A 19,710-nucleotide genomic window follows, 5' to 3' on the forward strand; every position below is an offset into this window, starting at 1 on the left:
AGAGGGGCGGAAACGTTGAAAAGAAAAAAGAAAATAACTCCATATCTGCTGATACTGCCATCCATGTTTTTCCTGGTGCTGTTTATTTATTATCCGGCAGTTAAGACGCTGTTTAAGAGTCTGTTTTTAATTAATTCCGGTAATATGCCTGTGAAATACGTAGGGCTGGGAAATTATCGGAAACTGTTCAGTGATGAAACATTTTTAAAATCCATTGTTGTAACATTCGAGTATGCACTGGTTGTCATACCGGTGACAATTCTGATGGGGTATCTCCTGGCGCTGATCTCCGCGTCCGGGAGACGCCTCTCTCCCGTTTATGAACTGATGTATGCAATGCCCATGGCGGTGTCCATGTCTGTAGCTTCTGTCATTTTCAAGCTTCTTTTAAATGGGAATCTGGGACTGGTCAATCATGTGTTTCACTTAAATATTATGTGGTTTACGGATAAGAAGTATGCGCTGTGGGCGATCATTATCATTGGCATCTGGATGGGACTGGGGCTGACTTACATATTCCTGTTGTCCGCAGTCCGGTCGGTATCGGAAGAATTGCTGGAAGCAGCCACCGCAGAAGGCGCCGGGATGTGGCAGAAGGTGCGCTATATCTATACCCCCATGATAAGTCCAACCCTGTTTTACCTGTTCTGTGTCAACGTAGGAAGCGCACTGATGATGTCAGGACCCGTGATTATCCTGACCCAGGGAGGACCGGACAGTTCCACATCTACCATTATGTACTATATGTACCAGAAAGGATTCTACGTATATAATTATGGTCTTTCGTATTCGGCGGCTGTGGTAGGTTTTATCATTGGATTTACGGTTATTCTTATTTCGTTTATCTGGGAGAAGAGAGGTGTTCATTACTGATGGGAAAACGCAGGATATGGAAGAGCGTGCTGTATCAGGCCGCGGCGACAGGAATCGGACTTCTGGTCATATTTCCTGTGTTGTATGCACTGGGCACCTCCTTTATGAAGAGTACGGAGATCCTGAGCCTGAATCCAGGAATGATCCCGAGGCGGATCGACTTTTCCAACTATCATGCGGTTTGGGAAAATACGATGATGCTGCGGTTTATCTGGAACTCGCTCTTTGTAACCACAATCACGTGCTGTCTGCGCGTGGTGACGGCGGCCCTGGCCGCTTATGGATACGCCTGCTTTGATTTTAAGGGAAAGAATCTGTTTTTTTATTTGACTGTGGGGACTATGCTTATTCCCGGTGAAGCGACGCTTCTCACCAATTATGAGACCATATCGAAGCTTCATATGATTAATACTTATCAGGGGATTATTATTATGTTTATTGGCTCTGCGACCAGTGTATTTATTATGAGACAGTATTTTCTGGGGGTCTCGGTTTCTATAAAAGAAGCGTCTGAGATGGACGGGTGCGGAGATATCCGCTTCTTTACCAGAATTCTGATTCCGATTTCAAAACCGATTCTGGTTACCGTATTTATCACAGCATTTGTTGAAATCTGGAATGTGTACTTATGGCCCATGCTGATTACGAACCGTAACGAGATGAGGACGGTCCAGGTAGGAATCGCTCAGCTGAACAGTTCGGAGGGATCCGCTTATGGCGTTATCATGGCGGGGGCTGTAATTGTCCTCATTCCGTCGCTTCTGGTATTTATCATCTTTCAGAAGCAGATTATCAATGGAATGGTAACTGGTTCGGTAAAAGAATAAAGAAAGATTGGAGAACATGATGATCTACGAGACCAGGGTGGAAAAAGCAATAGAAATAACGGAGAACGGCCAGCCTTACATCAATCCTTACGATGGCTGTGTGTCCGGCTGTCCGTTCTGCTACTGGCTGGAACGGGAGGGATGGGAAGGCAATATCGCCATTAGAATCAATATCGCAGAGGTACTGGACCAGGAGTGCGGGAGATGGCCGCAGGGAGTCCGGCTTTACATTGGCGACTACTGCGATCCGTACATGCCGGTGGAGGAGACGTACGGGCTGACGAGACAGTGTGTGGAAGTTATCAAAAAACACGGTATACCTCTTACCATCTGTACCAGCGCGAAGTCGCTTCTGATTGAGCGTGATCTGGATTTAATGAGGGGGATGAAAGAGCTGTGTATCGTGACAGAACTGTGCCGACTGGATGAAATAGAAAAGCTTAAGGCTGGAAAAGGGCATGCGGGGATTGAGACGGGAAACCGGCTGAGAGAAGCGGGGCTTCCGGTGATTGCGACATTTGCGCCCATCCTGCCGGGAATCACGGATGTGGATCTGGTGCTGGACGCCTTAAGACCGGATATTCCGCTCTATATTGACCGTTTCTACATGAAACCGGATTCCATACAGGAGATCAGGCTAATGGAATATTTGAGGGAAAAACGCCCGGAATTAATGGAGGAATACAGACGTCTGATCCGGGAGGGGAGCGACGCAGAATATGAGGCAGTGATACACCGCTGTCAGGGAAGCGGCCGGGTAAAGCAGCTCCCGTTCTGATTGACTGGAACCATTGCTTTTTAGGGGATTTTCATATACAATGATAGGTACACTTTTGTAAAAATATGGAAGTACTGTTAGACTGGAGACGTTATATGAAAATCACTGCAAAAGATATTGCCAGGGAAGCAGGGGTCTCAGAGGCCACGGTTTCCATTATTTTAAATAACAAGGCCGGCCACTACCGGATTTCTGAAAAGACGCGGCAGAAAGTACTGGAGATTGCGGAGCGTTACGAATTTACCTGCAACCCGATTGCGGTATCTCTGGCAACCCGGAAAACACATACGATAGGCCTTATTCTGCCAAACCTAGTGAACCCTTTTCTGGCCAATATATCTACGGGAATTGAAAAGTGTGCTCAGGAAAATGAGTACGCCCTTCTGTTGTGCAACTGTGAGGAAAATGTGAAGCAGTGTGTGAAGTACCTGGATATTCTTCAGAAGAGGTATGTGGACGGGATTCTGCTTGTTCTGCCGAGGGAAAAAGAAGTGAATGCCAATCAGAGACTGGTCGAGGCGGCACTGCGAAAATGCCGGGTACCGGTGATTCTGATTGAACATTACTTACAGAAGGCACCCTGCGATTTCATGGCTGTTGACAACGTGAAGGGAGGCTATCTGGCGGCCGAGTATCTTCTGAAAAAAGGACATACCAGGATCGGTCATATTGCGGGAGAGCAGTTTACCAGACAGCGTACCTGCGGCTATCTGAAAGCGTTGAAAGATTATGGTATACCAATGGACAGCGGTCTGGTGATGCAGGGGGATTTCTCGATTGAATCCGGATATGAATGTGGAAAACGCCTTCTGGAGCAGGGGGTGACGGCTGTCTTCGCGGGAAATGATTATATGGCGCTCGGTGTATGGCGGGCGGCCAGAGAACTGGGCCTTCGTATCCCGGAGGATGTATCTCTGATTGGTTTTGATGACGATCCGGTGGCGGTGGTGATGGATGTCCCGCTGACCACGGTCCGTCAGCCTGGCACCACGCTTGGAAAAGCTGCCAGTGAAATGCTGGTACAGAAGATAGGGGAAGAGCGGGGCACATATCAGCAGTATTACTTTGCACCGCAGCTGATTGAGAGAAGCAGCGTGGCAGCCCGGTAAGACGACAGGAAACCTGCATGGAGCTGTAAGTATAACAGAAAGTGGAGTCTGAACAGGAGTGAGTACATAAATACTTCTGATGCTCAGACTCCACTTTTGTTTTTTTCCATAAAACAGTGGTATGATCTGTCTCCAGACTACAGGTTATAGAATTTCTCCACAGACTGTTCGATGGTTTCATCCGCACAGATCAGTGAGATGCCTTTCTTTTTATGTTTCCGGTAGACCACAAGGATTTTGGAGAGATTCCAGGGAACCAGGATGCGATCCTTGTCGGATGCGGGGATGGTTACGGTTTTCGTAATCGTTTTTTCTTTTGTGTCTGTGGTCTCCGTACTGTAGCTGTAGCCAAATTTTGTCTCCAGCTCTGTGGTGAGCTTCAGTGTCAGGCCCTTCAGCAATCCGGAGGCTTCCCCCTTAATCAGGGAACGGACATCGACGGAGCATACATTTGTCTGTTTTAAGACGGATACCTGAGAGATTTTTATGGTAGTCGTCTGCGCCTGGCCCGCCGGAAAGGTCTGAATATTGGAGGGCGCGGTATAGGCCACATACAGGACGGCGCCAAAGTAGCTGTCAACGAGCTGCTGTTTCTTCATCATATTGTCGTACATCGGATCATTGATAGCCGGCCAGTATTTCTGAGGGATATCGCAGGGATCGGACAGGCTCAGGAAAACCGGTTTTGGGGGATAGCTGTACGGAATATTCAAAAGCTGGCTCAGCGGTTTGCCTGTATTTTCTCCCAAATCATGTTTTAATGCTTCCCAATTGGATATATCCATGGTATGTTCCTCCTTAATCCACTTTTGTAATGGTCAGCAGGTGATCGAAGTGGTGGCCCCTTGGCGGCAGTTCATTCCAGCCGTCTACGTTATACATTCCGGATACTTTTAATGAGGATTTATTGTCTTTTGAGTATGGAACTTCGATGGAAAGAGTCAGGGAACCACTCGCCCCAATCCAGGTACACTGGCCCTGATAGCCGGTGGCGGTACCTTTGGATGCCCGGATTCCAAATACTTCTTTGGTTTCTCCTGCGTTGATGGAGACAGGGGCGCTCTTATCCTTTCCTCCAAGGTACCAGATTCCCCAGTTCCGTTCCTCGTTATGTGCTACGAGTGTTTCCCCTGTCTGATTGCTGATTGTCATGTGGTAAGTCCATTCTGTACTGCTCATATTTTTTTGAAAGCCTGTCGTGAACAGGCCTTCTTCCTCCTTTCAAGAGTGGTGTGTAATTGGTGTCTGAATCAGTAGCGCTACACTATTAATCCAATCAATCGAACATATGTACGAATAAAGATAAAAAATAATTGAAAGATGCTCTGGAATTTTTCAATTTGTGCCTGTTGATCTGCGCACAGAAAGCTGTAGAATAATTCTGCAAATTATCCCATCTGTCCTTTTTCACCCCCGTCTTTTTTCCTATAATAAATACAGACAATATCTGCCGGAAGCGGCGGGATTTAAACTCATTACAGGAGAAGAGAAGGGGGCGTTTCTTTATGTTGCCATGTGATATTTTAATTAAAAATGCAGCGGTGCTGATGCCCGATATGAGCATTGCGAAAAATCAGACGATTGCCATTTCCGGCAGCCGGATTCTGGAGATTGCGGACACGGATAATTCAGATCAGACCATCAGCTGCCAGGCCGAAACGGTGATCGATGATCCGCATCTGCTGTGGATGCCGGGCCTCACTGACGGCCATCTTCACACCAGCCAGCAGTTCTTAAGGGGAAGTCTGCTGGACGAAAAGCCGGTGATCTGGAAGCGGATCAATGTGCCGTTTGAAGCATCTCTGACGGAAGAGACCATGGCGCTGTCAGCCAGACTTGCCGGTGCAGAGATGATAAAATGCGGAACCACATCCTTTGTGGATGCCGGAGGTCCTCATATCGAAGCAGCGGCAGAGGAGTATTTGAAGATGGGGATGCGCGGCGCTCTGACCTGGCAGACCACCGACGGAGCAAGCGTTCCGGATGGCCTGCGGATTGACACCAGGGAGGCATTGCCCCGCCTGGAAAAATTTCACAGGGAATACCACGGGAAAGGTGGCCTGCTTAAAGTATACTATTCCGTAACTTCTCTGATGGCCTGCACGGAAGACCTGTTTTATACGATATTTCTTGCGGCGAAGGAGCAGAACGTGACGGCAGAATGCCACATGAACGAGTATGCCAGCGAAGTGCTGGATTTTATTGAACGATACGGGGAACGTCCTTTCCTCTATCTGGAACGAATCGGTGCGTTATCGCCGCAGTTTGTTGCCGCCCACTGTATCATGCTGTCCGAATCCGAGATTCAGATTGTGCAGGATCGGGGGATTAAGGTGGTACACTGCCCGTTCAGCAACTGCGGCAAAGGCGTTCCCCAGACGCCGCGTCTCCTCGCGGCCGGGATTCCCGTGGCTTTTGGCTCCGACGGCGCAGGCCATGGGGGCCTGGATTTATTCCGTGAGATGCGGGCATTTCGATGCATCATGAATGTGGCCTGGGGAATCACCACAGGAAATCCTGAGATTATGCCTGCCAGAACCCTTCTGGCCATGGCTTTGGAGGGAGGAGCACAGGCACTGATGAACAGCAGTATCGGAAGTGTCCGCCGTGGAAATTTAGCGGACTTAATTGCCATTGATTTGGACCAGCCCCATTTGACGCCGACCGGGAGTATTGTCAATACCCTGATTGAGAGCGCCTCGGGAGCCGATGTAAAACATTCCATTATCAACGGAAAACTGGTAATGAAAGATCGGAAGCTTTTGACCATTGACGAAGAAAAAGTGTTGTCTGAGGCAAATCAGGCGATGAAAAGCCATGCTCTGTTTACAAAAGCTGGAGCATACACAGGCTGATTGAAGCACGACGCAAAAAAAAACAGCATTCCGGAAGAACATTCCGGAGTGCTGTTTTCGTAATAAAGGATCATAGAATCATCTCGTCCAGACTTCGTTTCGGTACGTAGTGCACCTGCTCCTCGTCCCGGTAATAGCGAACATCCCCATCCGCCCCAACCGGCACTACCACAACTTTCTCCTTTGGCTTCCCGAGAGCCAGTACGAGATCAATGGAGTATTTTGCGGTATCAATTCCCAGATGCTCCGCCAGACGTGTCCGCTCGACATTGCCGAGCATACAGCCGCCGTACCCCATCTCCACCGCTCCCAGCATGATGGTCTGGGCAGCGATTCCGTCATCCTGAAGCTTATTCTTCCCCAGGGCAAGGTCACAGAGGATAATAATATAGGCGGAAGGCCGTTCTCCCTTTTCAGGTCCATCCCAATCAGGCAGTGCGCCCGCCCATTTCAGAGTACCGAATACCTGCTCATTTTCCACTGCCGTATTGCAGATTCGAAACTTTAGCGCCTGAGAGTTCGCAGACGAAGCGGTCAGTCTGGCTAAATCCACCAATTCCCGCAGCGTCTCCGCCGATATTTTTTCTTCCTCATAAAAACGCCGGTAAGACCTGCAGCGGGTCACTAAATCCTTTAACATGGTAAATCCTCCTTTTATGACAATCCATATCTTTCCTCATTATACCTGTTCCTGAGCCATTTGTGAATCTGTAATTTTATGATATACCGGAAGCGGAAGTTGCAAAAGAACCCTGAAAATTTTTGCTTTCCACCTTGGCAGCCCCCTGCTGTCTGTGGTACAATACCTTGTCACGATTTTAGAATGGAGGATATTTCATGAATCATATGCAGAAGGTTTGGATTTGCGGAGCAAACGGCAGAGTCGGCCGCAAGATGACGGAACTTTTGGAGAATACACCGGTAGAGCTTCTGCTTACGGATCTTGATGCTGTCGATATCACCGATCCGAAAGCAGTCAGGGATTATGCCGGTATGAACCGGCCGCATTTCATTGTAAACTGCGCAGGGCTCACAGATGTGGCCATGTGCGAAGAGAATAAAGAGGAAGCATTTAAGGTCAATGCCCTGGGAGCCAGGAATTTAAGTGTGGCGGCCCGAATGGGAAAGGCCCGGATGATACAGCTTTCTACGGATGATGTGTTCGACGGAAGCGGACAGACTCCATATACGGAGTTTGATACGCCGAATCCGCAGACTGTTTATGGAAAATCAAAGCTTGCAGGGGAGAATTTCGTGAAGGAATTCTGTAACCGCCATATTATTGTCAGGAGTTCGTGGATATTTGGGGAAGGCAGCAGCTATTTTTCAAAGATCCTGAAGCTGGCCGGTGAGGGGAAGACGATCTATGCGGCTTCTGATCAGACCGCTGCGCCGACCGGAGCATCGGAGCTGGCAGAGAAGATCATCGAACTGATGGATTCTGCGCCGGATGGTCTGTACCATGTGACCGGGCAGGGCAGCTGCAGCCGGTTTGAATTTGCACAGGAAATCGTGCGCCTTTCCGGACATAAGGCGGAGGTGGTGCCGGTTGCGGCTGTGGACGATAAGCTGACCGCCATGCGGCCGTCGTATTCCGTTTTGGACAACATGATGCTGCGCATGTCCGGAATTGCCCAGCTTCCGGAATGGAGACTGATGCTGGAACGCTTTATGAGAGACAGGAAGGATTTTTTATCGTATGAAAAATAGAAAAAAACCAGGATTGACAACGAAGATATTCATTGGCCTGCTGGCAGGCGCTGCGACGGGAATTCTGCTCCATTATGCCGTGCCGGCAGGTGCCATACGCGATGAGTTTCTGATCGGCGGTATTTTCTACGTCGTTGGAAACGGATTTTTGCGGCTGATGCAGATGCTTGTGGTGCCGCTGGTGTTTTGCTCGCTGGTCTGCGGAAGCATGGCCATGGGAGATACGAAGAAGCTGGGAACGATCGGAGTGAAGACGCTGTTCTTCTATCTTTTTACGACGGCGCTCGCCATTACGGCCGCCATACTGGTGGCAAACGTGATTAACCCGGGCGTAGGCCTCGATATGTCCTCCATTGAGAGGAGTGAGATCGCTGTTGCGGATAAGGTGAGTCTGCCGGATACACTGCTGAATATCATACCAACCAATCCGCTGGGAGCGCTGGCCAGAGGGGATATGCTGCCGATCATCTTATTTGCGCTTATTGTGGGGATTATTCTCGCAAAATTGGGCGAGAGTGTGGAAACTGTCGGCAATTTCTTCAGCCAGTTTAACGATGTGATGATGGAAATGACAACTATGGTCATGAAACTGGCGCCTTACGGTGTGTTTTGCCTGATTGCAAAGACGTTTTCAGGGATAGGGTTCGATGCGTTTCTGCCGCTTCTCAAGTATATGGCGGGCGTGCTTCTGGCGCTGGTCGTACAGTGTCTGGTGGTTTACATGATGATGCTGAAAGGCTTTACGGGGCTGAGTCCCTTCCTTTTTATCAAGAAGTTTCTGCCTGTAATGGGCTTTGCGTTTTCCACGGCGACCTCCAATGCTACAATTCCCCTGTCCATCGATACCCTTCATCAGAAAATGGGGGTCTCCAAGAGGATTTCTTCTTTTACAATTCCTCTCGGAGCCACCATTAATATGGACGGAACGGCCATCATGCAGGGCGTTGCCGTGGTATTTGCCGCACAGGCATTTGGAATCAGCCTGTCCGTGGCCGATTATATAACCGTGATTCTGACGGCTACCCTGGCTTCAATCGGGACTGCCGGCGTACCGGGAGTGGGCCTGATCACCCTGTCCATGGTATTTACATCCGTGGGACTTCCGGTGGAAGCCATCGCGCTCATCATGGGAATTGACCGGATTCTCGATATGTGCCGGACTGCCGTCAACGTTACCGGCGATGCTGTGTGCACGACGATTGTCGCCTGCCAGGAAAAGGCAGTAAAAAAAGAGGTATTTCTAAATCCGGAGGCTGGTAAGCTGGCGGACTAAACTACACGATTGTAAGCTGCTGAACTGCTACGCTCCGCTGCTGAAATAATCGTATTCCCTTGCCATTCCCTCTCCTCTCCTGTATAATACTTAGATAAAACGATTCATAAAAGAATGCTTACGGAGATGATCCCATGATAGAGAAAAAAAAGCAGAATAAGGTCAAAATCGCAAAATTTATCCGTTATAAAGGCCATACATCCAAACCGGAGATAGCCGCAGAATTAGGAATCAGTATGCCTACAGTCCTGCAAAATGTAAAGGAACTGACAGAATCCGGTATTGTAGAGGAGATTGGGGAATACGAGTCCACCGGCGGCAGAAAGGCGAAAACCCTTTCTATTACCGCCTCATGGAAGATGGCGGTGGGCCTGGATATCACGTTAAACCATATCAGCATGGTCATGCTGGATTTAAAAGGAACCATAACAGGGAAAAAGCGCATCAGAAAGAATTACGAGAATTCCTACGAGTATTACCGGGAACTGGCGGATGAACTGGACTGTTTCGTGGAAGAGACGGGCACCGCGCCGGAAAAGATTCTGGGAGTTGGAATCTCCATACCGGGGGTGATTGACCAGAGCCGGGAACTGATTACCAGATCCCACGTTCTGCATCTGAACAACGTGAAGTTCCAGGCAGTCAGCCAGTTTATCCGGTATCCCGTGTCGTTTGAGAATGACGCCAACAGCGCGGCTCTGGCAGAGTTTGTCCACCGGGAACGGGACGCGGTGTATCTATCCCTGAGCAATTCGGTTGGAGGGGCAATCTATGTGAACCGGGGAATCTATGCGGGGGACAATTTTAAGAGCGCGGAATTTGGCCATATGATTCTGGAACCGGATGGAAAACTGTGCTACTGCGGAAAAAAAGGCTGTATGGACGCCTACTGCTCGGCCAGGGTCTTGTCGGATCACACCGGGGACAGCCTGGAACTGTTTTTTCAGAGGCTGGAGAGCGGTGATAAAACCATACGGGAGATCTGGAATTCCTACTTAAGCTATCTGGCGATAGCGGTGACAAATCTGCGTATGGCTTTTGACTGCGATATCATTCTGGGGGGATATATTGGGGAATATATAAAACCGTATATGGTCGAGTTAAGCCGGAGCATGAGCGGCTACAATATGTTCGAACAGGATGCCCTTTATCTGAAGAACAGCCGCTACGGCATGGAGGCGGCTGCAGTTGGAGGGGCCATGAAATATATTGAAGCTTATTTTGAAACACTATCATAAGAACTATCATAAAGGAGGGATCAGGCGGGCGCCTGGTCCCTTTAAAAGTTTAACGGAGTGTATGAAGCCGGGAATCGTAATCCGCGGTCTTTCCTTTACAGCCTCCAGGAAGTATGCTATACTGAAAAAACAGGCTGACCGGCCTGTTAAGGAGGCGGCTTATGAAGAACCATTCTATTTCCAATCTCAATAATCCCACGTAGAAATGAACAGCTTAAGAATTGTAATGCGTTTTGGCGCTGTATCCTGCAGGGCTTATTTTGTGTACCTGAAATGGAGTGGAAATTATGAATATAAAAAGAAATATCTATCTGATGTACGGAATCTCCCTTTTGCAGGGAATGGTGTTTTATGGGCCGATTGCCACGCTTTACCGGCAGGCGGCAGGGGTTTCCGTGTTTGAAATAACTCTGATCGAGAGTATTTCACTGGTCCTGTGCATCGCGCTGGAGATGCCGTGGGGAGTTGTGGCCGACAGGATCGGATATAAAAATACGCTGGTGATCAGTTCCCTGATCTATGTGGCGTCAAAGGTGGTATTCTGGAAGGCAGGAGGGTTCGGAGGTTTTTTGCTGGAACGGGTCATGTTAAGCGTTGTGATGGCAGGAATGTCGGGCTGTGACGTGAGCCTTCTGTATCTGTCCTGCCGCGAGGGGGAGAGTCACCGGGTGTTTGGCGTGTATAACCTCTTAAATACGGTGGGACTGCTGGCGGCGGCGTTACTGTTTTCCGTGGTGGTCGGCGATGATTACCGGCTGGCGGGATTTTTGACCGTACTGACCTATGCGGCAGCGGCGGTGCTGTCCTTTGGTTTAAAGGAAGTAAAGGAAATAGAGCGCAGTAAGCCGGTAAAAGGCCGGTTCCTGACTTGTCTGAAAGAGGTGGCGAGGGATAAGCGCTTTCTGCTTCTTCTGGTGGGGATGGCGTTTCTGGGGGAGACGAATCAGACGATTACGGTGTTTTTAAATCAGCTGAAATACGAGGCGTGCGGGATTGCTCCGGCCAGCATGGGATATATCTATATCCTGGTGACCGTAAGCGGAATGGCCGGAGTCTGGTCGGCCAGATGTACGGAGCAAATAGGAATGAAGCGGTTCGCACTCCTTTTATTTGGTGCCGCAGGGATTTCCTGTGTGGTCCTGGCCCTGACCGGAAGCCGTGTGCTGGCGGTGGGCGGCATCGTACTGCTGAGGCTGTCCGCCAGTCTTTTCGTGCCGCTTCAGACGGAAATACAGAACCGCCATGTGAAGGCGGCGGACCGGGCCACTGTTTTAAGTATTTATGCAGTTCTGGCGGAAGGGACCGGAATCGCCACCAATCTGCTGTTTGGCGCAGCGGCTCAGGCTGCTCTCCCGGCAGCCATGCTCTGCGGGGCTGTGATGTGTGCGCTGGGGGCAGCATTTTTCCTGATCTGGCACAGCTCGGCAAAATAAGATGGTCCGCCGGTGGTTGCGCGCTGCCTGCCGGGATGATATACTGAAAACATCTGGAGTTTAACTAAGATGAAAATCAGGCGGAGGTGACCGACATGAAAAAGTATCCGGGAATTATCCTGGCAATGACAACGGCGGTGATGATCACATCCTGCTCGTCTGTCATTAACGGGGGGAACACAAAGAGTACAGGGGAACATGCGGCCAGTGAGAGTGGTACCACGGAAGCGCAGACCGATATGATAAAAATAGAAAATGAGACGGATCCTGAGCCGTCTTCGGAACCGGAGACATCGCCTGAGGCGGAAACGGAAGCTCCGGTTCAGGAGTCGAAGCCCCGAGAGACAGAAGCGCTGCCGGTCTATGCCGTGACGGCGGTTCAGAAGACCATGTATGTGACACAGCCGGTCCATGTGAGGGCCAGCTATACCACGAAGTCCGATGTTCTCACAAGCTTTGGAACAGGCCAGAAGGTCGCTGTCACGGGCCAGTCGGCCAATGGCTGGATGCGGATTACTTATAAAGGCGGGGAAGCTTATATCTATAAGAAGTATTTAAGCAGCTCAAAGCCGGAGAGCGGCACCCGGGAGACGGCAGCGGCGTCTTCCGGCGATAATGCGGGATCCGGCCAGAAGGACTCGAATTCGTCCGGTTCCCAGAAGCCGTCTGCGCCGTCCGGTCCTTCGGTACCGGGCGGGAATGACGATATTCCTATTGTGGAGCCGTCGCCGCTGACCCCTTCCGTGGGAACGCAGAACACGAATTCTACAGCAGGTCCGGGCTCATCGACGGCACCGGGGAGCGGTAACGGCAGAGGAACCGGAACGATCACGGCGATTGGGCCGGGGATGTAAGCGGCAGGGAAGACAGACGGGAAGGAAGGCAGCTGCTCCAGGAGAAGAAATGCTCCCGGAGTAACTGCCTTCTTCTGTTTTTTTTACTTAATCCGCCTGAATCTCTCTCTTAAAGAAGTGGGCACCGGCCAGAAGCAGAAGGTAGCAGAGGGACAGAATCAGAATGTGAAAGCCGGTCCGGATAAACAGCGGAAGCGCTGCAAATGGATCGCAGACGGAGCCAGCAGCATAGTAGATACCGATTGCCATCACCATCAGCAGAGCCGGCTTTACGATCATATCCCATGCGTTCCAGGAAAAGGCCACCTGTTTTTTCAGGGAAAAGATGTGCATCAGGGCCAGGAGAAGTTCGCTGGCCAGCATGCCGATCAAATACGCCATGATACCAAATTTCGGAATGCCAAACAGCACGAATGCCAGGCGGACGAAGAGAGCCGTCACATTTTGAATAAAGGTAGTCGAAGTCTTTCCGAGGCCGTTTAAGATGCTGCCCATGGTGGTAACCAGATAAAGGAAGGGGCACAGCCATGCCAGAGTCATGATGAAGGAACCGGCATTTTCATCCTTAAAGACGCTGACTCCCAGATCATTGCCGAACAGGGTGAAGATTCCGATGCAGAGGATTCCTACGTACAGGCAGTAGCGCAGGGACATGGAGATGGTGCCTGCGATCCGCCGCTCATTTCCCTCCGACTGGGCCTCGGCTACCGTGGGAAGCAGCAGGACGGCCAGGGAATTAAAGATCGTGGAGGGAAACAGGATAAATGGCAGCGCCATTCCCGTAAGGACGCCGTAAATACTGAAGGCTTCCGAGTTTGACAGGCCGAACCGGTTTAAGGAGCCGGGAATCCAGATCGCCTCTGCACTGGAAAGAATATTCAGGACGAGACGGTTGCCCATGAGCGGCAGCGCCAGCGCCATAAGGGCCGGTGCTGTCTGGCGGAAGGAATCGGCCGCCGCTGTCAATCTGCGGCCTTTGGAATCCGGCTCAGCTGCATCGGTGCCATCCGGCAGCTTCGGCGGGAAGAACTGACTGGCTGCGACGGTATAGAGGGTGGAGGCAATCTCTCCGATCAGATGGCCGGCGACAGCCAGCTGGACGGTGATCTCCACACCGGCTTCCATCATAATATCCGCGATCAGGAAGACGGCACCGATGCGGACAGACTGTTCAACGACCTGAGCGAATGCCGGAACCCGGGTTCGCTGCATACCATAATAGTAGCCATTGATGCAGGCATGGATGGCGGCGCAGGGGACGGACACGGCTATGTAGGTGAGAAGCGGTGCACAGCGCGGTTCCATCAGGATGCTGCCGGCCAGAAAATCCTGGAACCGGATGATGAGCCATGCCAGGATAAACGAAGTGGACATGGAAATGACGAGTCCGGTTCGGAAGATGGAACGGCCTTTCCTTACATTGGCGGCCACAGACTGGGAGATGGCCGTCTGGATGGAACCTGCGCATAAGGCAAAACAAATGCCGAATACCGGATGGACCATGTTGTAGAGTCCCAGTCCTTCCGCACCGATGGTTCTGGAAAGAAAGATTCGGTAAAAGAACCCCAGCACGCGGGTGATGAGCCCTGTAGAAGTAAGGAGGAGAGTGCCCGTAAACAGGGCATATTTTCTTGGCGAAAGTTTTTGGGAAATCTTTAAAGAATCCTTCATGAAAACTCCATGATATGGGAATTATTACAATATATTTCACAGGAGGCCTCTTCATGACATTTTCTCCCTTCACTTTGCAGACAGCACCGTCCGCCCTTTGACGGCGCCGGAAATATAATGAAAACGATAACTATTCCTATTGAAATTATAGGAAATCTGTGTATAATAGAAAATGTAGATGAAGCTTTTAACTTTAGGACTACAGAAAGGCGGAACTAACAGGTATGAAACGATTTATTTATCTTGACAATGCAGCTACGACAAAGACACGGCCGGAGGTTGTGGAGGCGATGCTGCCGTATTTTACGGAATATTATGGGAATCCATCTTCCGTATATGAGTTTTCCAATGAATCCAAGAAGGCGATTAACCGTTCCAGAGAGACGATTGCAGAGGCCATTGGAGCGAAAACCAATGAGATTTACTTTACTGCAGGAGGCACCGAGTCGGATAACTGGGCGCTGGCTGCGACTGCTGAAGCCTATCAGGCGAAGGGAAATCACATTATTACCAGTAAAATTGAACACCATGCGGTTCTTCATACATGCGAATATCTGGAGAAACGCGGGTTTGAAGTGACTTATTTAGATGTGGATGAGAATGGCGTCATCAAACTTGATGAGTTAAAGAAGGCGATTCGCCCGACTACCATCCTGATCTCCATCATGTTTGCCAATAACGAAATCGGAACGATTGAACCGGTGAAGGAAATCGGTGAGATCGCAAAAGAGCACGGAATCATCTTCCACACCGATGCGGTTCAGGCCTTCGGCCACGTTCCGATCAATGTGGATGAGTATCATATAGATATGATGAGCGCCAGCGGCCATAAGCTGAACGGCCCCAAGGGAATCGGATTTTTATATATCCGTACCGGCATCAAGACCCGTTCCTTCATGCATGGCGGCGCCCAGGAGCGGAAGCGCCGCGGCGGTACCGAGAATGTACCGGGCATCGTCGGCTTTGGAAAGGCCGTGGAGATTGCCGTGAACACGATGGAAGAGCGGACGAAGAGAGAGTCGGAGCTGCGGGATTATCTGATGAACCGTGTAATGGCGGAGGTTCCCTATGTGAGAATCAACGGCCACAGAACCAGCCGGCTGTCCAACAATGTAAACTTCGCGTTCCAGTTTATTGAGGGAGAATCTCTGCTTATTATGCTGGATATGGATGGAATCTGCGGTTCCAGCGGATCCGCCTGTACGTCAGGATCCTTAGATCCGTCTCATGTGCTGTTAGCCATCGGTCTTCCTCATGAGATCGCACATGGATCGTTAAGACTGACACTGAATGCGGATAATACCATGGAAGAGATGGACTATGTGGCAGAGTCCATCAAGAAGATTGTAGAAAAGCTGCGCGGTATGTCACCTTTATATGAGGATTTTGTAAAGCGCCAGAACCGGTAATCGGGGGATTTTTACCTGGATTGACCACACATAAATTACTAAATGATAAAAATTAAATGCGGATATATAAAGAAATTGTCATCATAAATGAAACTGCCGGCCGGAGAAAAGGCGAATGGAGTCGGTAAAACGGCAGTCAATTGTCGATATATTACTGAAAATAGGAGAAAAATAAAAAATGTATACAGAAAAAGTTATGGATCATTTTGAACATCCAAGAAATGTAGGAGAAATTGAGAATGCCAGCGGCATGGGTACGGTGGGAAATGCGAAGTGCGGAGATATTATGAGAATTTATCTCGATATCGATGACAACGGAATCATCAGGGATGTGAAGTTTAAGACGTTTGGCTGCGGTGCAGCGGTAGCCACCAGCAGTATGGCAACGGAGATGGTGAAAGGCAAGTCGATTCAGGAAGCGATGGAAGTGACGAACAAGGCGGTATGTGAGGCACTTGACGGACTGCCGCCGGTTAAGGTACACTGTTCTTTACTGGCAGAAGAGGCTATCCACGCTGCCTTATGGGATTATGCCCAGAAGAACGGGATCGAGATTCAGGGGCTGAAGAAGCCAAAGTCTGACATCGGTGAGGAAGAAGTGGAAGAAGAATATTAAAGACGGCGGTGAACCGGATGCCGGCAGAAGAAACGGAATGTGATACGATGAATAAACCAAAAGTAGTAGTAGGAATGTCCGGCGGCGTGGATTCCTCCGTGGCAGCATGGCTGCTGAAGGAGCAGGGATATGATGTCATCGGCGTCACGATGCAGATCTGGCAGGACGAAGAGACGGAAGTCCAGGAGGAGAGCGGAGGCTGCTGCGGCTTAAGCGCAGTGGACGACGCCCGCCGCGTTGCCTGGGATTTGGGGATTCCATACTATGTGATGAATTTTAAAGAAGAGTTCAGAGAGAATGTAATTGATTATTTTGTGGACGAATACAGGAACGGCCGTACTCCCAACCCCTGTATCGCCTGCAACCGGTATGTCAAATGGGAGTCGCTGTTAAAGCGAAGCCTGGATATCGGGGCCGATTATATCGCTACAGGCCACTATGCCAGAATTGAACAGTTAGAAAACGGGCGTTACGCCCTGAAAATGTCCGTGACGGCGGCGAAGGACCAGACGTATGCGCTCTATAATTTGACGCAGTACCAGCTGGCCCATACGCTGATGCCGGTCGGCGCTTATTCCAAGGATCAGATCCGCGAAATTGCAGACCGGATCAATCTAAAGGTGGCCCATAAACCGGACAGTCAGGAGATCTGTTTCATTCCCGATCACGATTACGCCAGATTTATTGAAGAAAACACGGGAAAAGAGCCGGCGAAAGGAAATTTTGTGGATCTGGATGGCAATGTACTGGGCCGGCATGAGGGAATCACCCACTACACGGTCGGCCAGCGGAAGGGATTAAACCTGTCCATGGGCCATCCTGTTTTTGTCACGGAGATCAGACCGGAGACCAACGAGGTTGTCATCGGAAACTCGGCTGATGTCTTTTCTGACACGCTCCGCTGCAGCCGGATTAACTGGATGGCAATCGACGGGCTTCACGGCGGAGAGATGCGGGTAACCGCCAAAATCCGTTACAGCCACAAAGGCGCTCCCTGCACCATCCGGGAGGTGGGCGAGGATCTGGTGGAATGCCGGTTTGATGAGCCTCAGAGGGCGATTACACCGGGACAGGCCGTTGTATTTTATTTGGAGAACTACGTTGCCGGAGGAGGTACGATATTGTGAGCAGGAAAAAAAGAACCGGAATCTATATCATGGCCGCTCTCGTGTGCCTCCTGACGCTGGCCGGATGCGGCAGGAACTATGAGCCTGTCGAGGTACCGGCACTGGAGGAGGCCTCCGGGGATATCACGCCGGAAAACGGAGAAGAGACAGCGGTGGTTTCCATAGAAGCAGAGACCGGAAACGGGAAAAAGGATGCAGCTAAGCCGGGGAGCCAGGCGGGGACAAGCGCCCATGAGGCCGCGGTGACGACAGAGACGGCTCCTGCTTTTTCACCGGTGGATGAAACCGTATACGTCACAGGAAGCCAGGTTAATATCAGAAAGAGCGCGGGAACCAACGGTGCGGTTATCACTACGGTTTCAAAGGGAACGGCTCTGAAGCGGACCGGGTACAGCGACAGCTGGAGCCGCGTCATCTATCAGGATCAGGAATGCTACATATCCTCCCGCTTTGTGTCAAAAGAACAGCCGGCTCCGGAACCGGAGACAGCGGCACCGGCAGTGACCGGCAACGGTTCCGGCAAGATCATTGCCATTGATCCGGGACACCAGGCAAAGGGCAATTCCGAAAAAGAACCGATTGGACCGGGGGCATCGGAGAAAAAGGCCAAGGTTGCCTCCGGAACTCAGGGAAATGCGACGGGAATACCCGAATATAAGCTGACACTGGCAGTTTCCTTAAAGCTTAAGGAAGAGCTGCTAAACCGGGGATATCAGGTATATATGATCCGGGAGACGGACGATGTGAACATCAGCAATGCAGAGCGTGCCGAGATGGCCAACAGGAGCGGAGCGGATATTTTCGTCCGGGTCCACGCCAATTCGTTAAGTGATACCAGCGTTCACGGTGCGCTGACCATGTGCCAGACATCCAAAAATCCCTATAATGGAGATCTGTACAGCAAGAGCTCAGCACTGTCAAAGGCAGTGGTGAAGGGAATCTGTGATACAACAGGCTTCAAAGACCGGGGCGTTCAGGAGACTGATACCATGAGCGGAATTAACTGGTGTAAGATCCCGGTAACGATTGTAGAGATGGGATTTATGAGTAATGCAGAAGAAGATAAAAAGATGGCAACCGACGAGTACCGTGCGAAGATCGCAAAGGGAATCGCGGATGGGATTGATGCCTATTATGCAGCGGGGAATTAAAAAATCAGAAATGGTATATAAGATGCAGAAAGGTTTTATAAACAAAAAGAAACGGCAGATCCTTTGCCGTTTCTTTTTGTTTATAAATCATGTTTAAGGACACGTTTTTGTGCGATTTCATATACTTCGTCATCTTCCCGGACGCCGATTACAATAACCAGCATATGATCACTGCGTCGGATAAGCTGGTATACGATACGCAGACCAGCTCCACGGAGTTTTATTTTTAAAAAGCCGGATAGATTGGTGTTGTTTTTATTTCCCAGGACTTTGCCATAGCCGCCTTCGTTTTCTGGCAGTGGATTGCTGCAGACCTTCTGAATTGCTTTCCGTATCAGTATTTTCTGGCTGCCATCCAGTTTGCGGAGGTCTTCAAGGGCTTCAGGCAGGTATTTAACATTCCAACTCATTCAAATTCAATCCCCTCCGTATCTTCATAATCAAGAGGTGTGAATCCAAATTCCTGATCCACCTGTTCCTGGGAGATTGCAGTGGAAGGATTAAATTGTGACATCCGTTGTGCAGCGGTGGCTAAAAGACGAGCATCATTCGCTTCATCCAAAAGCCGGATATATTCTTCCGGAGAAAGGAGAACACATTCAGGAATATTGTTTTTCATGACAACTTTGGCGCCATAACGTTTTACCTCTTCAAAGATTTTACCAGCCAGACCACGGTTGAATTGGGAAATGGGAATCGTATTTTCAAGCGCACTTCTGATATTCATTATCATCACTCCTTTGATATAACGTATATGATATCAGTATAAATATTGATGTATTTACT

20 protein-coding genes are annotated in these 19,710 nt (G+C 50.0%); 14 read left to right on the forward strand and 6 right to left on the reverse strand.

Features of this window, described 5'->3' with window-relative positions:
* The first annotated feature begins 15 nt into the window (after nt 1-15).
* From NE473_RS04470 to NE473_RS04485, 4 genes are all read left to right on the forward strand, one after another.
* Nucleotides 16-873, forward strand: coding sequence for a carbohydrate ABC transporter permease (locus NE473_RS04470; protein WP_022031053.1), 858 nt, complete (start codon nt 16-18; stop codon nt 871-873).
* Nucleotides 873-1,700, forward strand: a complete 828-nt coding sequence (locus NE473_RS04475) for a carbohydrate ABC transporter permease (protein ID WP_006772581.1) — start codon at nt 873-875, stop codon at nt 1,698-1,700. Before NE473_RS04470 ends, NE473_RS04475 begins: the two co-directional genes overlap by 1 nt.
* A 16-nt stretch (nt 1,701-1,716) precedes the next feature.
* Nucleotides 1,717-2,478: an SPL family radical SAM protein gene (locus tag NE473_RS04480; protein WP_138312937.1), complete on the forward strand. Its 762-nt coding sequence runs from the start codon at nt 1,717-1,719 to the stop codon at nt 2,476-2,478.
* 95 nt (nt 2,479-2,573) lie between these two features.
* Nucleotides 2,574-3,587 (forward strand): LacI family DNA-binding transcriptional regulator, encoded by a 1,014-nt coding sequence (locus NE473_RS04485; protein WP_022031050.1) that lies wholly within the window; start codon nt 2,574-2,576, stop codon nt 3,585-3,587.
* 137 nt (nt 3,588-3,724) lie between these two features.
* Here the strand turns inward: NE473_RS04485 and NE473_RS04490 are convergent, their stop codons facing one another.
* Nucleotides 3,725-4,372 (reverse strand): hypothetical protein, encoded by a 648-nt coding sequence (locus NE473_RS04490; protein ID WP_055649299.1) that lies wholly within the window; start codon nt 4,370-4,372, stop codon nt 3,725-3,727.
* A gap of 13 nt (nt 4,373-4,385) precedes the next feature.
* Nucleotides 4,386-4,766, reverse strand: coding sequence for a hypothetical protein (locus tag NE473_RS04495; protein WP_242663941.1), 381 nt, complete (start codon nt 4,764-4,766; stop codon nt 4,386-4,388).
* Nucleotides 4,767-5,092: 326 nt separating this feature from the next.
* Between NE473_RS04495 and NE473_RS04500 the strand changes: the two genes are divergently transcribed.
* Nucleotides 5,093-6,442 carry an amidohydrolase family protein gene (locus NE473_RS04500; protein ID WP_055649300.1) on the forward strand — a complete coding sequence of 450 codons (1,350 nt, stop codon included), beginning with the start codon at nt 5,093-5,095 and terminating at the stop codon, nt 6,440-6,442.
* Between the two features lie 70 nt (nt 6,443-6,512).
* Here the strand turns inward: NE473_RS04500 and NE473_RS04505 are convergent, their stop codons facing one another.
* Nucleotides 6,513-7,082 carry a nitroreductase family protein gene (locus NE473_RS04505; protein ID WP_055649301.1) on the reverse strand — a complete coding sequence of 190 codons (570 nt, stop codon included), beginning with the start codon at nt 7,080-7,082 and terminating at the stop codon, nt 6,513-6,515.
* Nucleotides 7,083-7,288: 206 nt separating this feature from the next.
* Here NE473_RS04505 and rfbD point away from each other — a divergent pair, with 206 nt between their 5' ends.
* The 5 genes from rfbD to NE473_RS04530 all read left to right on the forward strand — a co-directional run bounded on the left by rfbD (nt 7,289) and on the right by NE473_RS04530 (nt 12,950).
* Nucleotides 7,289-8,152: a dTDP-4-dehydrorhamnose reductase gene (gene rfbD, locus NE473_RS04510; RefSeq protein ID WP_055649385.1), complete on the forward strand. Its 864-nt coding sequence runs from the start codon at nt 7,289-7,291 to the stop codon at nt 8,150-8,152.
* The gene (locus NE473_RS04515; RefSeq protein WP_055649302.1) at nt 8,142-9,425 is read left to right on the forward strand and encodes a dicarboxylate/amino acid:cation symporter; all 1,284 of its coding nucleotides are present in this window, start codon (nt 8,142-8,144) and stop codon (nt 9,423-9,425) included. The genes rfbD and NE473_RS04515 overlap by 11 nt, the downstream gene beginning before the upstream one ends.
* 134 nt (nt 9,426-9,559) lie before the next feature.
* Nucleotides 9,560-10,663 carry an ROK family transcriptional regulator gene (locus tag NE473_RS04520; protein ID WP_055649303.1) on the forward strand — a complete coding sequence of 368 codons (1,104 nt, stop codon included), beginning with the start codon at nt 9,560-9,562 and terminating at the stop codon, nt 10,661-10,663.
* A gap of 287 nt (nt 10,664-10,950) precedes the next feature.
* On the forward strand, nt 10,951-12,096 hold the full coding sequence (locus NE473_RS04525; protein ID WP_055649305.1) for an MFS transporter: 1,146 nt from the start codon (nt 10,951-10,953) through the stop codon (nt 12,094-12,096).
* 95 nt (nt 12,097-12,191) lie between these two features.
* The gene (locus NE473_RS04530; RefSeq protein WP_055649306.1) at nt 12,192-12,950 is read left to right on the forward strand and encodes an SH3 domain-containing protein; all 759 of its coding nucleotides are present in this window, start codon (nt 12,192-12,194) and stop codon (nt 12,948-12,950) included.
* 87 nt (nt 12,951-13,037) lie between these two features.
* On the opposite strand, the gene NE473_RS04535 is transcribed toward NE473_RS04530, so the two are convergent.
* A complete protein-coding gene (locus NE473_RS04535; RefSeq protein ID WP_022031037.1) occupies nt 13,038-14,621 on the reverse strand; it encodes a putative polysaccharide biosynthesis protein in 1,584 nt (527 codons plus the stop codon).
* Nucleotides 14,622-14,845: 224 nt separating this feature from the next.
* Between NE473_RS04535 and nifS the strand changes: the two genes are divergently transcribed.
* The 4 genes from nifS (at nt 14,846) to NE473_RS04555 (ending at nt 18,924) form a co-directional block, all read left to right on the forward strand.
* Nucleotides 14,846-16,030 carry a cysteine desulfurase NifS gene (gene nifS / locus NE473_RS04540; protein ID WP_006775481.1) on the forward strand — a complete coding sequence of 395 codons (1,185 nt, stop codon included), beginning with the start codon at nt 14,846-14,848 and terminating at the stop codon, nt 16,028-16,030.
* Nucleotides 16,031-16,208: 178 nt separating this feature from the next.
* Entirely contained in the window at nt 16,209-16,646 is a 438-nt protein-coding gene (nifU, locus tag NE473_RS04545; protein ID WP_006775479.1) for a Fe-S cluster assembly scaffold protein NifU, read from the forward strand.
* Between the two features lie 47 nt (nt 16,647-16,693).
* Nucleotides 16,694-17,773 carry a tRNA 2-thiouridine(34) synthase MnmA gene (gene mnmA, locus NE473_RS04550; RefSeq protein WP_039892431.1) on the forward strand — a complete coding sequence of 360 codons (1,080 nt, stop codon included), beginning with the start codon at nt 16,694-16,696 and terminating at the stop codon, nt 17,771-17,773.
* Complete coding sequence (locus NE473_RS04555) at nt 17,770-18,924, forward strand: N-acetylmuramoyl-L-alanine amidase family protein (protein WP_155521562.1); 1,155 nt, start codon at nt 17,770-17,772, stop codon at nt 18,922-18,924. The genes mnmA and NE473_RS04555 overlap by 4 nt, the downstream gene beginning before the upstream one ends.
* Nucleotides 18,925-19,004: 80 nt before the next feature.
* Here NE473_RS04555 and NE473_RS04560 read toward each other — a convergent pair whose 3' ends face one another.
* Both NE473_RS04560 and NE473_RS04565 read right to left on the reverse strand, forming a co-directional pair.
* Nucleotides 19,005-19,334, reverse strand: a complete 330-nt coding sequence (locus NE473_RS04560) for a type II toxin-antitoxin system RelE family toxin (RefSeq protein WP_055649307.1) — start codon at nt 19,332-19,334, stop codon at nt 19,005-19,007.
* The gene (locus NE473_RS04565; RefSeq protein ID WP_070102758.1) at nt 19,331-19,651 is read right to left on the reverse strand and encodes a type II toxin-antitoxin system Phd/YefM family antitoxin; all 321 of its coding nucleotides are present in this window, start codon (nt 19,649-19,651) and stop codon (nt 19,331-19,333) included. Before NE473_RS04565 ends, NE473_RS04560 begins: the two co-directional genes overlap by 4 nt.
* Nucleotides 19,652-19,710: the final 59 nt, after the last annotated feature.

Origin of the sequence: Hungatella sp. SL.1.14, from assembly GCF_024460495.1 — a bacterium.
Classification (GTDB): domain Bacteria; phylum Bacillota; class Clostridia; order Lachnospirales; family Lachnospiraceae; genus Hungatella; species Hungatella hathewayi.

Bases quoted from the DNA above. Each gene is read 5' to 3' on its own strand.
- NE473_RS04475 (WP_006772581.1), top strand. From the start codon at position 873: ATGGGAAAACGCAGGATATGGAAGAGCGTGCTGTATCAGGCCGCGGCG.
- NE473_RS04480 (WP_138312937.1), top strand. From the start codon at position 1,717: ATGATGATCTACGAGACCAGGGTGGAAAAAGCAATAGAAATAACGGAG.
- NE473_RS04485 (WP_022031050.1), top strand. From the start codon at position 2,574: ATGAAAATCACTGCAAAAGATATTGCCAGGGAAGCAGGGGTCTCAGAG.
- NE473_RS04490 (WP_055649299.1), bottom strand. From the start codon at position 4,372: ATGGATATATCCAATTGGGAAGCATTAAAACATGATTTGGGAGAAAAT.
- NE473_RS04495 (WP_242663941.1), bottom strand. From the start codon at position 4,766: ATGAGCAGTACAGAATGGACTTACCACATGACAATCAGCAATCAGACA.
- NE473_RS04500 (WP_055649300.1), top strand. From the start codon at position 5,093: ATGTTGCCATGTGATATTTTAATTAAAAATGCAGCGGTGCTGATGCCC.
- NE473_RS04505 (WP_055649301.1), bottom strand. From the start codon at position 7,082: ATGTTAAAGGATTTAGTGACCCGCTGCAGGTCTTACCGGCGTTTTTAT.
- rfbD (WP_055649385.1), top strand. From the start codon at position 7,289: ATGCAGAAGGTTTGGATTTGCGGAGCAAACGGCAGAGTCGGCCGCAAG.
- NE473_RS04515 (WP_055649302.1), top strand. From the start codon at position 8,142: ATGAAAAATAGAAAAAAACCAGGATTGACAACGAAGATATTCATTGGC.
- NE473_RS04520 (WP_055649303.1), top strand. From the start codon at position 9,560: ATGATAGAGAAAAAAAAGCAGAATAAGGTCAAAATCGCAAAATTTATC.
- NE473_RS04525 (WP_055649305.1), top strand. From the start codon at position 10,951: ATGAATATAAAAAGAAATATCTATCTGATGTACGGAATCTCCCTTTTG.
- NE473_RS04530 (WP_055649306.1), top strand. From the start codon at position 12,192: ATGAAAAAGTATCCGGGAATTATCCTGGCAATGACAACGGCGGTGATG.
- NE473_RS04535 (WP_022031037.1), bottom strand. From the start codon at position 14,621: ATGAAGGATTCTTTAAAGATTTCCCAAAAACTTTCGCCAAGAAAATAT.
- nifS (WP_006775481.1), top strand. From the start codon at position 14,846: ATGAAACGATTTATTTATCTTGACAATGCAGCTACGACAAAGACACGG.
- nifU (WP_006775479.1), top strand. From the start codon at position 16,209: ATGTATACAGAAAAAGTTATGGATCATTTTGAACATCCAAGAAATGTA.
- mnmA (WP_039892431.1), top strand. From the start codon at position 16,694: ATGAATAAACCAAAAGTAGTAGTAGGAATGTCCGGCGGCGTGGATTCC.
- NE473_RS04560 (WP_055649307.1), bottom strand. From the start codon at position 19,334: ATGAGTTGGAATGTTAAATACCTGCCTGAAGCCCTTGAAGACCTCCGC.
- NE473_RS04565 (WP_070102758.1), bottom strand. From the start codon at position 19,651: ATGAATATCAGAAGTGCGCTTGAAAATACGATTCCCATTTCCCAATTC.